General features: G+C 66.2%; 11 protein-coding genes. 5 read left to right on the forward strand and 6 right to left on the reverse strand.

All coding sequences use genetic code 11. The features are described 5' to 3' along the window. Positions 1–41 precede the first annotated feature (41 nt). Positions 42–449 (reverse strand): acyl-CoA thioesterase, encoded by a 408-nt coding sequence (locus tag OPU69_RS15240; RefSeq protein ID WP_060976908.1) that lies wholly within the window; start codon positions 447–449, stop codon positions 42–44. Positions 450–462: 13 nt separating this feature from the next. Continuing rightward, positions 463–753 carry a hypothetical protein gene (locus tag OPU69_RS15245; protein WP_060976907.1) on the reverse strand — a complete coding sequence of 97 codons (291 nt, stop codon included), beginning with the start codon at positions 751–753 and terminating at the stop codon, positions 463–465. 144 nt (positions 754–897) lie between these two features. On the opposite strand from OPU69_RS15245, the gene OPU69_RS15250 reads away from it, so the two are divergent. Next, entirely contained in the window at positions 898–1,326 is a 429-nt protein-coding gene (locus OPU69_RS15250) for a CBS domain-containing protein (RefSeq protein WP_060976906.1), read from the forward strand. 135 nt (positions 1,327–1,461) lie between these two features. On the opposite strand, the gene OPU69_RS15255 is transcribed toward OPU69_RS15250, so the two are convergent. The 4 genes from OPU69_RS15255 to OPU69_RS15270 all read right to left on the reverse strand — a co-directional run bounded on the left by OPU69_RS15255 (position 1,462) and on the right by OPU69_RS15270 (position 7,584). Beyond that, positions 1,462–3,045 (reverse strand): helicase HerA-like domain-containing protein, encoded by a 1,584-nt coding sequence (locus tag OPU69_RS15255; protein WP_498512171.1) that lies wholly within the window; start codon positions 3,043–3,045, stop codon positions 1,462–1,464. A 213-nt stretch (positions 3,046–3,258) separates the two neighbouring features. After that, complete coding sequence (hemH, locus tag OPU69_RS15260; RefSeq protein ID WP_498512257.1) at positions 3,259–4,257, reverse strand: ferrochelatase; 999 nt, start codon at positions 4,255–4,257, stop codon at positions 3,259–3,261. Between the two features lie 26 nt (positions 4,258–4,283). After that, a complete protein-coding gene (locus tag OPU69_RS15265; RefSeq protein WP_498512173.1) occupies positions 4,284–6,587 on the reverse strand; it encodes a xanthine dehydrogenase family protein molybdopterin-binding subunit in 2,304 nt (767 codons plus the stop codon). Between the two features lie 4 nt (positions 6,588–6,591). Then, positions 6,592–7,584 carry an Mrp/NBP35 family ATP-binding protein gene (locus tag OPU69_RS15270; protein ID WP_498512259.1) on the reverse strand — a complete coding sequence of 331 codons (993 nt, stop codon included), beginning with the start codon at positions 7,582–7,584 and terminating at the stop codon, positions 6,592–6,594. Between the two features lie 146 nt (positions 7,585–7,730). Here OPU69_RS15270 and hflK point away from each other — a divergent pair, with 146 nt between their 5' ends. From hflK to phbB, 4 genes are all read left to right on the forward strand, one after another. Next, positions 7,731–8,873, forward strand: a complete 1,143-nt coding sequence (gene hflK / locus OPU69_RS15275) for an FtsH protease activity modulator HflK (RefSeq protein ID WP_498512175.1) — start codon at positions 7,731–7,733, stop codon at positions 8,871–8,873. Beyond that, on the forward strand, positions 8,873–9,724 hold the full coding sequence (gene hflC, locus OPU69_RS15280; protein WP_498512177.1) for a protease modulator HflC: 852 nt from the start codon (positions 8,873–8,875) through the stop codon (positions 9,722–9,724). The genes hflK and hflC overlap by 1 nt, the downstream gene beginning before the upstream one ends. 145 nt (positions 9,725–9,869) lie before the next feature. After that, on the forward strand, positions 9,870–11,396 hold the full coding sequence (locus tag OPU69_RS15285) for a Do family serine endopeptidase (protein ID WP_498512179.1): 1,527 nt from the start codon (positions 9,870–9,872) through the stop codon (positions 11,394–11,396). Between the two features lie 179 nt (positions 11,397–11,575). Beyond that, on the forward strand, positions 11,576–12,298 hold the full coding sequence (phbB, locus tag OPU69_RS15290; RefSeq protein ID WP_060977648.1) for an acetoacetyl-CoA reductase: 723 nt from the start codon (positions 11,576–11,578) through the stop codon (positions 12,296–12,298). The last annotated feature ends 57 nt before the right edge of the window (positions 12,299–12,355 follow it).

Below are 12,355 nucleotides of genomic sequence, written 5' to 3' on the forward strand. Positions count from 1 at the left end.
TTGGTGAAGAAGCGGGATTCCCGCGTTCGCGGGAATGACGATCAGACCAGGGGAGTCTCGCGCACGATCGGCCTTGGGCGATGGTTCTCATCCAGCGCGACGAATGTGAACAGCCCGCTGGTCACGCGCACCTCCTTCGCATCGCGTCCGCGCGTGGCGATCACGTCGAGCCGGATCGCGATCGAGGTGCGGCCGACGCGCTCGACCTCGCCATAGATCGAGATGATGTCGCGCAGCAGGATTGGCGCGAGGAACTGCATCGTCTCGATCGCAACGGTGGCGCACGGCCCCTGCACCTCGCGCCCGGCGACGATGCCGCCTGCGATATCCATCTGCGCCAGCACCCAGCCGCCGAAGATATGGCCGTTCGAATTGATGTCGGCAGGCGCGGGCACCACGCGCAGCACGGGTTCGCGTCCCGCGGTCAGCGATCCGGTCGGTTCGGACATGAAAAAGACCCCCTCAAGGCGCGTCGGGATCGAGCGCGTCGTCTATCGATTCGTCATGGCCGGTGCCGCTGGAAAGGAACACCAGCCCCATCAGCGCCGCCGTCAGCAGCATGGTAAAGCCGATGCCGAGCGCTGCGGCAATATAGAGATGGATCGAGACCAGCCCGTGCAGCAGGAACAGGGTGCCCAGGATCAGTCCGATCGCCAGCGTGGTCACCGCCGTCATCCAGCCCATCACCCGCCAGTATCGGCCCCAGGCGAAACGGGCATAGGCAGGGTCATCGAGATTCGAATAGCGCGGCATGGGCAGGGATATAGGTGCTCGCGGCTTTTCTTTCCAAGCATTTCGTGGGACGATGCTTCTGCCTTGAGTCGCTCTGGCGGCGCTCATGTTTCGGCGCTGCCTCCCCAGAAGGCGACCGGGCCGTGCCCAAGGAGAGCGCCTGCCATGACGATTGCCCATATCCTTTCCGGCCGCGACGGAACCGTCCACCAGTGCGCGTGCAGCGCCACGGTGCGCGATGCCGCCAACCTGCTCGCGGAAAAACGCATCGGCGCGCTGCCCATCGTGCGCGACGGCGAGGTGGTGGGCATCTTTTCCGAACGTGACCTGGTCTACAAGCTGCACGCGCATGGGCCCGAGGTGCTTGACCAGCCGGTCGAGGCGGCGATGACCGCGCCGGCGATCACGGTCACGCCCGATACCCAGGTCATGTCCGCGCTGTCGCTGATGACCCGGCGGCGCATCCGCCACCTGCCGGTGGTGGAGGGGACGACGCTGATCGGCTTTGTGTCGATCGGCGATCTGGTCAAGTATCGCATCGACAAGATCGAAAGCGAGGCGGCGGCGCTCAGGGATTATATCCAGAGCGTTTGAACCGGGGGATTGGGTCCCGACGTCCCTCGACTTCGCTCGGGAACTCGGAAAAGGTCGTTCAAAGGCGAGACGCACCCCCCTCCGTTTGTCCCGAGCGAAGTCGAGGGACGTGTGCGCAACCCTCGCTGCGTAAGCCTATCGCATCAGTCCGCCGAGCAGGTTGCGCGCGAAGCGGCCGAGGCCCGGAAAGCCGAACGCCTTGCCGATCTCGGTGGCGACCTCGCCCGCGGCCGCGCTGGCCGCCGACGCGACCGGGCGCGCGCTGCTCTTCTTGCCGCGCAGCGCGCCCGCGATCACCGCACCCGCCGATGCCGCCGCAGCGCCTGCTGCGGCATTGCCCGCCTTGGCCCAGACCGAGGTGGTCTTGCGCGGTTGCTTGGCCACCTCTTCCTTGCCTTTCGCCTCGACCTCCTCGGCCACGGCAGCGGCATCGGCAGCCTTTTGCGCCAGCACCTCCATCGCCGATTCGCGCTCCACGCGCGTGTCGTACTTGCCGTCATGCGGCGAGACCGACTGGATGATCGCGCGCTCCTTGGGGCTGAGCGGCCCCAGCCGCGAGCGCGGCGGCTTGATCAGTGTGCGCTGGGTGATCGAGGGCGATCCGTCCTCCATCAGCGTCGAGACCAAAGCCTCGCCGACCTTGAGCTCGGTGATCGCGGTGGCGACATCGAGATCGGGGTTGATGCGGAAGGTATCGGCGGCGGCGCGGATCGCCTTCTGGTCGCGCGGGGTGAAGGCGCGCAGCGCGTGCTGCACCCGGTTGCCGAGCTGGCCCGCCACCTTTTCGGGAATGTCGATCGGGTTCTGCGTGACGAAATAGACGCCGACGCCCTTGGAGCGGATGAGGCGGACGACCTGCTCGATCTTTTCCTCGAGCGCTTCCGGCACGTCATCGAACAGCAGATGCGCCTCGTCGAAGAAGAAGACGAGCTTGGGCTTTTCGGGATCGCCCACTTCCGGAAGCGTCTCGAACAGTTCGGACAGCAGCCACAGCAGGAAGGTGGCGTAGAGCTTGGGGCTCTGCATCAGCTTGTCGGCAGCGAGCACGTTGATATAGCCTCGGCCCTGCTCGTCGCAGCGCAGGAAATCGTCGATCTCCAGCGCAGGCTCGCCGAAGAACTGCGCCGCGCCCTGGCTTTCGAGCTGAAGCAATTGCCGCTGGATCGTGCCGACGCTCGCCTTGGTGACATTGCCGAAGCGCGCCGAGAGCTCGCTCGCGTTTTCCGCAGTATAAGCGAGCACCGATTGCAGATCGGCGAGATCGAGCAGCAGCAGCCCCTGTTCGTCGGCAAAGCGGAAGGCGATGTTGAGCACGCCTTCCTGCGTGTCGTTCAATCCCATCAGCCGCGCGAGCAGCAGCGGCCCCATTTCGCTGATCGTGTTGCGGATCGGGTGGCCCTGCTCGCCATACAGGTCCCAGAACACGGCGGGATTGTCCGAATAGGCAAAACCTTCGAGCCCTATCTCGGCCGCGCGCGCGACGAGTTTTTCGTGCGCCTTGTGGGTCGGCGAGCCAGGCATGGCGATTCCGGCGAGGTCGCCCTTCACATCGGCGACGAAGACGGGGACGCCCTCGGCAGAGAAGCTCTCGGCAATGCCCTGCAGCGTGACGGTCTTGCCGGTGCCGGTCGCCCCCGCGATCATCCCGTGCCGGTTGGCGCGCGACAGGATGAGCATCTGCTTCTCGCCGCCGCCCAGGCCTAGAAAGATGTCGGACATGGCAAAGGCTCCCCGTGCAGATGATGTTGCGAATGATATGCCGCGCGAACGGGGGCAAGTCGAGGGTGGGGGTGTGTAAAAGCCTGCTCTCTCCCCTTCAGGGGAGAGATGCGGAGGCTTATCAGCTTGCTGATTAGCCGAAGCTGAGAGGGGCCTGAGTCGCGCATGCCCCTCTCCCAACCCTCTCCCCTAAAGGGGAGAGGGCTTCAAAGGTTACACCCACCCCCCCAATTCCCGCCGCACCAGCGTCTCGAGCATGTCCATGCCTTCCTCGCTCGCATTGAGGCACGGCAGGTAGGCGAATTTCTCGCCGCCCGCGTGCTCGAACTGCTCGCGGCCCTGGATCGCCAGTTCCTCGAGCGTCTCGAGGCAATCGACGGAGAAACCGGGCGCGACGATGGCGATGCGCTTGACGCCCTTCCTGCCCAGCGCCTCGAGCGTCGCGTCGGTCGCGGGCTCGAGCCATTTGGCGCGGCCGAAGCGCGACTGGAACGACACGATCAGGTTGCGCCCCATCGCCTCGCTCAACAGGCGCGCGGTCTTGCGGCACTGGCAGTGATAGGGATCGCCCAGATGCAGCGTGCGCAGCGGCATGCCGTGAAAGCTGGTGACGATCTCCTCGGGCTCGAAATCGAGCGAGGCGATGGCATGCTCGATATTGCGCTTGAGCGCTTCGATATGCGCGGGGTCGTCATGATAGGCGGGCAGCGTGCGGATCGCGGGCTGCCAGCGCATCGCCTGCAGCACCTCGAACGCCTTGTCATTGGCGGTGCCCGTCGTCGCGCCCGAATATTGCGGATAGAGCGGCGCGAGCAGGATGCGGTCGCAGCCCGCCTGCTTCATCGCGGTGAGGCGCGATTCGATCGACGGCTGGCCATAGCGCATCGCGAGATCGACCAGCACGCCGTCGCCCAGCCGCTGCTGCAGCGCCTCGGTCTGGCGGCGCGAATAGACCATCAGCGGCGATCCGTGATCGGTCCACACCTCGGCATAGGCGGCGGCGGATTTCTGCGGCCGGGTGTTGAGGATGACGCCGCGCAGCAGCGGCTGCCAGACGATCGCCGGGATCTCGACCACGCGCTTGTCGGACAGGAATTCGCCCAGATAATCGCGCACCGCCTTGGTCGTCGGCGCAGCGGGCGTGCCGAGGTTGATCAGCAGCACGCCGACCTTCGGCTTCAGGATCGGCGGGTGCTCGGGTGGCGGCACCATGCCCGAACGGGAGATTTCAGCTTCGCTCACAGGCCACCTGACAGCAGGGGGAGCTGACGCAGGCGCAAGCCCGTAGCGGAGGCCAGCGCGTTGGCGATGGCAGGGGCGACGGCGGGCACGCCGATCTCGCCCAGCCCCGCAGGCGGCTCCTGGCTTTCGATAAGGTCCACACGGATCTCCGGAATGTCCGCGAGCAGCGGCAGGGAAAGGTCATTGAGCGCTCTGGCATCGGGATAGCCATCGGTCCAGCCGGTGGCGCACCCCATCGCCATCGCAAGGCCGAATATCATGCCGCCCTCTATCTGTTGCAAGGCTATGTCGTGATTGATGATGCGTCCGGCATCGACCACGGCGGAAAGCCGCTCCACCCGGAAGCCGCCGCGCCCGGTGCCGCCCTCTGCGCCATCGCTCGCGCGCGAGGCGCTGGCGATCACAGCGATATGCGCGCCGTTCCACGAGCAGCAGGCGACGCCCTGGCCGCTATTGTCCATGCCGCCATCCCATTCGGCAAGGCCAGCGACGCGCGTCAGGCAATTGGCGAGCCGGATATTCTGGCTCAGCATCTGCACGCGGTAGGACAGCGGCTCGCGGCGTCCGCGCGATGCCAGCTCGTCGATAAAGGTTTCGGTCACGAACACGCCATAGCTCGCCGCATTGCCGCGCCAGCGTCCCGTCGGCACGTCGATGCGGACGGGATAATGATCGATGGCAAGGTGCGGGATGTCATAGGGCACCATCGCGCCTGCCACCGCCATGCGGTCGGCCTCGCCGCTGGTCGCCTCGATAGCCTCTGTGGGGTGGGCGTCGTTGAACAGGCGCTGGGCGAACTCCCGCGCGCTGGGCGGACAGGCGATCTTGATCGAAAGCGCGCGGATATTCGCCTCGGTATCGGTGAGCGCGGCGATGCGCGCGGCAGCCGGCGTGCGGACGGGATCGCGCGCCGATTCCTCCAGGCGCGAGCGCATCAGCTGCACCGGGCGGCGCAGATCGCGGGCGAGGATGGCAGCAGGCGCGGCGAGATCGTCGTCGAGTCTGCGGTCGAACGATCCGCCTGCGGGCATTGGGTAGATCTGCACGTTAGCTGCCGGAATGCCGAGCGCGGCGGCGGCGCGGCGGCGCGCGACCTGCGGGGCCTGGCTCGCGACCCACAATTCCAGCCGGTTGTCGGCAAAGCGCGCGGTGACGGCGCCGGTCTCCAGCGTGGCATGCGGCGCGGCGGCGATACTGTAGCGCGCGGCCATGCCTTTTCCGGTCGCGAAACCGGCGTCCTCCTCGCCGCGCGCGAACATCCGGTAACCGGTGCGCCCGCCCTTGTCCGGCCCGTCGAGCGCCTTGTCGAGCCGCTCGGCAATCTGTTCGCCGCTGAGCTTGCCGCCGATATGCGCGAAGCGCGGGCGCAGCAGGCGCACCGCCTTGTCCGCCCCCCACCAGCTCGTCGCGACCGCAGCGACCCAGTCCTCGCCCTTGACCACATCGATCAGCCCGGTGACGCCGTCTGCCGGCTTTCGGCTGACGCTTTCCAGCCGCACCGCGCCGACCGGACCCTGGCGGATCGCGGCATAGACCATGTCGGGCAGGCGGACATCGCCCGCAAAGCTTGCGCTGCCATCGACCTTGGCGGGCAGGTCGAGCCGGGCAAAGGACGGCGCATCGCCGATCGGTTCGGCGCGGACATTGCCGGGGAGCGTGGTGCGCAAGGGGGCCGGGCTCGGCACGGGATAGCTTACGGCCTCCTCGGCCAGCTCGGCAAAGCGCAGCTTCTCGTTGCCCCAGACGACAAAGCCGTCGCGCGTATCGGTTTCCTCGACCGCAGCGCCCCAGCGCTCCGCCGCTGCCTGGCACAGCATCGCGCGCGCGGTCGCCGCTGCGGCACGATAGCTCGGCTCGTACGCGGTGACCTCGGTATCGCCCGCCGTCACGACAAAATCGCGCATCGCTGCCCAGCGCTTGATGAGGATGTCGTTCTCGTCGGGCTGCAGCGTCCAGCCGGTCGGCATCAGCAGCGGCACCCATTCGCTCGCCAGCCGGTTGTTGGCGAAAATGGGCGCGGGCGGCGCGGGTTCTAGCGCGATGGTGCGCCAGTCCGCGCCGAGCTCTTCGGCGACGATCTGCGCGAGCACGGTGCCCACGCCCTGGCCCATTTCGCAATGCGGGTTGGCGACGATCACCGTGCCGTTGGTGGCAATGCGCAGGAACGCGCCGAACGCCGCCTCGCCTTGCGCAAAGCCGGGCGGATCGTCATAGCGGCGTGGCCACACTGCCCAGGCGACGGTCAATCCCGCCCCGGCCGCCGCCGTGATCAGCAGCCCGCGCCGCGTGATCAGCGCCATGCGCTCAGCCCCCCACTCCCGACCGCTCACCGAAGCGGTTGTCGATCCAGGTCGAGATGCGCGCGGCGATGCTGCCGAACGCATCGGCGATCAGCCCCTCGCCCGAGGCCGGCGGCACGCCCGCGTCCGACGACTTGCGGATCGCCATGTCGAGCGGCACACGGCCAAGAAACGGCAGGTTCATCGACTTTGCCGCCGCTTCCGCGCCGCCGATGCCGAACGGATCGGACAGCTCGCCGCAATGCGGGCAGACATAGCCCGCCATGTTCTCGATCAGGCCGATAATGGGCACATTGCCCTGTTCGAACAGGCTGATCGCGCGCACCGCATCCATCAGCGCCAGATCCTGCGGGGTGGAAACGATCACCGCGCCGACGGGCTTGTGCTTTTGCAGCATGGAAAGCTGCACGTCGCCCGTACCCGGCGGCAGGTCGACGATGATGTCGGTCACATCGCCCCAATGCGCGTCGATCAGCTGGCCCAGCGCATTGCCCGCCATCGGGCCGCGCCATGCGATCGCCTGGCCCGGCTGCACCAGATGACCCATGGAAAGGATCGGCACGCCAAAATCATTGGGCACCGGCACCAGCTTCTGGTCGCGCGCGGTGGGTTTCACGTCCTCGCAATCGAACAGGCGCGGCTGGCTGGGCCCATAGATATCGGCATCGACCAGCCCGACCTTGCGCCCGGCACGGTGCATCGCGACCGCGAGATTGGCCGAGAAGGTCGATTTACCAACGCCGCCCTTGCCCGAGCCCACCACGATCAGCCGGGGCGGGCGGCGCTCGGCGGTCATCGCGACCTGCACCTTCGTCACCCCCTCGATCTTGAGCAGCGCGCCCTTGACTGCGATCTCCATCCTGTCGCGCGCCAGCCCGTCGAGCCCGGCGACGTCGAGCACCAGCGATACCACGCCGCCTTCGCGCAGTTTCACCGCGCTCGCCCGACCCTCGCTGGCACCTGTCGCTACGGCTTCGATCTCGTTCAGCTCTGCCATCATTCCCTCGCGCTTCATGCGATATCCGCTCGTCCGGCCAGCCTGTCCGTGGACGTTCCGCCCCGCCTAGACGAAATGCGGGCCAACGCACAATACAAGCGCACGAACCCCCTGTTTTTTGCGAAGGCACAACCTATAAAGGTCTTATGACAAGACTGACCGGGTGGTTCCCCCGCATATTGACGATGGCCAATAACAGCCCCTGGGGCAGCGGATCGGGAGGTTCGGGCGGCTCCGGCGATTCCGGTTCGGGCGGCAGCGACGGCGGTTCCAATGGTGGTGGCGGTCCGCGCAACCCCTGGCAGCCTTCGGGCAATGGCGGCAATGGCGGTCGCAAGCCCAGCAATATCGAGGATCTTTTCAAGCGTCGTCCCGGTGGCGGTTTCAGGGGCGGCGGCTTTGGCGGCCTGCCCAAGCGCCCCAATGGCAAGAGCTATGTGCCGATCGCGATCGGCGTGGTCGTCGTCGCCTGGCTGGTGCTGTCGAGCTTCCACCGTGTCGGTCCGCAGGAGCGCGGCGTCGTCACCTTCCTCGGCAGCTATTCGCGCACGGTCGAGCCCGGCATTGCGCTGACGCTTCCCGCACCGATCGAATCGTTCGAGACCGTCGACGTGCAGAACATCCGCACCATCGATATTCCGGCGGCCGGCACGCAGGAAAACCTGATCCTCACCGGCGACCAGAACCTGGTCGACCTCGCTTATTCGGTGCGCTGGACGATCAAGGACCCGACGCTCTACCTGTTCCAGCTCGCCGATCCCGAAGCGACGATCCGCGAAGCCGCCGAGGCCGCGATGCGCGCGAGCGTTGCCGAAGTGACGCTCGACGATGCGATCGGCCCCGGCCGTATCGAGGTCGAGCAGAAGGTCGAGCAGCGGATGAAGGAGCTGCTCGACAGCTATCGCTCGGGCATCCAGGTGCAGGGCGTCGCGATCAAGAAGGCCGACCCGCCCGAAGCAGTGAACGAGGCGTTCAAGGCCGTGTCCGCCGCGCAGCAGGAGGCGCAGACCTATCTCAACGAAGCCCGCGCCTATGCGCAGCAGCTCACCGCTGCTGCCCAGGGCGAGGCCGCCGCGTTCGACAAGGTATACGAGGAATATCGCCTCGCGCCTGAAGTGACGCGTCGCCGCATGTATTACGAGACCATGGAGCGCGTGCTGTCCAAGCTTGACAAGACGATCATCGAACCGGGCAACGTGACCCCGTATCTGCCGCTGCCCGAGCTGCGCAAGAAGATGCAGGAGAGCACCACCGTCGAAGCCCCGCGTGCGCAGGGAGGGTCGAACTGATGAACGGCCTGATGCAACGCCCCATGCTGCTGCTGGGCCTTCTGGCGCTGCTGCTGATCGTGCTGGCGAGTTCGGTCGCGATCGTGCCCGAAACCAAGCAGGCGGTGATCGTCCGCTTCGGTCAGCCGGTGCGCACCTTCAACGTTTATCGCGACAATGAGGAATTCGGGAAGACCGGTGCGGGCCTGATCGCACGCATTCCCTTCGCCGAGCAGATCGTGTGGGTCGACAAGCGCGTGATCGCGGTCGAGATGGAGCAGCAGCAGGTGCTCTCCACCGACCAGTTGCGGCTAGAGGTGGACGCCTATGCCCGCTTCCGCATCGTCGATCCCGAGCGCATGTACGTCTCGGCCGGCAGCGTCGAGCGTGTCGCGGCCGAACTGCGCCCGATCCTGGGATCGGCATTGCGCAACGAGCTCGGCAAGCGCCAGTTTGCCGCGCTGCTGAGCCCCGAACGCGGCGGCATCATGGACCGCATCCAGGCCGGGCTTGACCGCATCGCCGCGCAATATGGCGCGCAGATCGTCGATGTGCAGATCAAGCGCGCCGACCTGCCCCAGGGCACGCCGTTGCAGAGCGCCTTCCAGCGCATGCGCACCGCGCGCGAGCAGGAGGCGCGCACCATCACCGCGCAGGGTCAGAAGAACGCACAGATCATCCGGGCGGAAGCCGATGCATCCGCATCGCGGACCTATGCCAACAGCTTCGGCAAGGATCCGTCCTTCTATGAATTCTACCGCGCGATGCAGAGCTATGAGCGGACGTTCCTGGGCGGATCGGGCGACACCTCGATCATCCTGTCGCCGAACAACGAGTATCTGCGGGAATTTCAGGGTCGGGGGAACCGATAACAGCCTGGGCGCGTGAATGCGCGCCCGCCATTCAATCTGCGTTCAGGCGTGGATTGCAAACCGAATATTGCCATGGCGTGTGCCGGTTTTCCGGCGTTCTGGGGCACGCCGATGGTCGCTTCTTGTAGATGAAGAGGATTTGTACGTGCGATATGCCTATGCAGTGACGTCGGCCCTTTTGCTGGGTGGCAGCGCGATCGTTCTGGCGACCGGCCAGCCGCTGGGCGCGCAGGTGGCGCAGAACGACCAGAGCGCGATGCTCGCCGCCGCTCCCCGGCCCGGCGCGCCGATGAGCTTTGCCGATCTGACCGAGCAGTTGCAGCCTGCCGTGGTCAATATCTCGACGCGCCAGCGCGTGCGCGTGCCCAACAACCCGTTTGCCGGAACCCCGTTCGGCGGCCTGTTCGGCGCACCCGAGGGCGGTGGCGGCGGCACCCGCGAGGCGCAGTCGCTCGGTTCGGGCTTCATCATCTCGGCCGATGGTTATGTCGTCACCAACAATCACGTGATCGCCGCCGAGGGCAATGCGTCGGTCGAATCGATCACCGTGACCATGCCCGACGGCACCGAATATCCCGCCCGGCTGATCGGCCGCGATCCGCAGTCGGACCTTGCCGTGCTCAAGATCAGCGGCACCAAGCCCTTCCCGTTCGTGCGCTTCGGCGATTCGACCAAGACGCGCGTCGGCGACTGGATCATCGCGATCGGCAATCCCTTCGGCCTCGGTGGCACGGTGACCTCGGGCATCATCTCGGCGGTCTATCGCAATACCGGCCAGGGCGGCGCCTATGACCGCTATCTGCAGACCGACGCTGCGATCAACCGCGGCAATTCGGGCGGCCCGATGTTCGACCTCAACGGCAATGTCATCGGCATCAACAACGCCATCATCTCGCCCACTGGCGGCAGCGTCGGCATCGGCTTTGCGATCCCCGCAGAGGTCGCAGCACCGATCGTCGAGAAGCTGCGCAGCGGTTCGGCGATCGAGCGCGGCTATCTGGGCATCGGCATCAACCCGCTGACGGATGACCTTGCGGCATCGCTCGGCCTGCCCAAGCGTCGTGGCGAATTCGTCCAGCGCGTCGAGCCGGGTGAAGCCGCGGAAAAGGCCGGCATCAAGGCGGGCGACGTCGTGGTTTCGGTCGATGGCAAGGATGTCACGCCCGACCAGACGCTCTCGTTCATCGTCGCCAATACTGCGCCGGGCAAGAAGATCCCGGTCGTCGTGATTCGCAATGGCGAGCGGCTGACGCTCAACGCCACCGTGGGCCGCCGTCCGACCGATGAAGAGCTCGCCGCGCAGACCTTCAACCCCGAAGCGGCGGAAGACTTCTCCGACCAGGACGAGCAGGACAGCGAAACCGCCACCCGCCAGGCGCTGGGCATGGCGGTGACCGAGCTGACGCCGCAGATCGCGCGCCAGATCGGCGTGCCGCCCGAGATCAAGGGCGTGGTCGTCGCGGCGGTCGATCCGTCGGGCGATGCGGCAACCAAGGGTATCCGTCGCGGTGACGTGATTCTGTCGATCAACAACCGTCCGGTCGCCACCTCGGCCGAGGTCGACCGCGTGATCGCCGAGGCGCGCTCGGCCAATCGCGAGGCCGTGCTGCTGCGCGTGCAGCGCCGCACCGGCCAGCCGCAGTTCCTGCCGGTGCGCCTGCGCACCAAGTAACGGCGAATTTTTCGCGAGAATGCAAAGGGGCGGTGCCGCAGGGTGCCGCCCTTTTTTTGTTATCTCACCCGAAACAAATACCACCCGACACTTCCCGTCCGCGTCAACTTGTCTTGCGCGCGACGCCTTCCTAGTGTGGCCTCGAATGCACCGATTTCCGGGCAAGGAGGAGGATGAATATGGGTCGTATCGCAATCGTGACTGGCGGAACCCGCGGCATTGGCGAGGCGATCAGCCTGGCGCTCAAGGATGCCGGCGCGCATGTCATCGCCAGCTATGGTGGCAATGACGAGGCGGCCCGGGCCTTTTCCGATCGCACGGGAATTGCGGTGCAGAAATGGGATGTGGGCGATCATCAGCAGAGCATGGATGCGGTCGCGAAGATCGAGGCGGATTACGGCCCGGTCGACATTCTGGTCAACAATGCCGGCATCACCCGCGATGCCACGATGATGAAGATGACCTGGGAACAGTGGGACGAGGTGATTCGCGTCGACCTCACCGGCTGCTTCAACATGGCCAAGGCGTGCTTCCCCGGCATGCGCACGCGCGGCTGGGGCCGCATCGTCAATATCGGCTCGGTCAACGGCCAGGGCGGGCAGATCGGCCAGGTCAACTATGCCGCCGCCAAATCGGGAATCCATGGCTTCACCAAGTCGCTGGCGATGGAAGGCGCGAAATATGGCGTCACCGCCAACGCGATCGCGCCGGGCTATATCGCCACCGAAATGCTCTCCACCATTCCGCAGAACGTGATGGACAAGATCGTCGCGCAAATCCCGGTCGGACGGCTCGGCCAGGCCGAGGAAATCGCGCGCGGCGTGGTGTTCCTGACCGCCGAAGAGGCCGCGTTCATCACCGGATCGACGCTGTCGATCAACGGCGGCCAGCACATGTACTGATTTGGCCCAGCAGCCACCAGAAGGGCCGCGCCGGGATGCCGTCGCGGCCCTTTTTGC

Source organism: Blastomonas sp. 34TW, assembly GCF_059803595.1.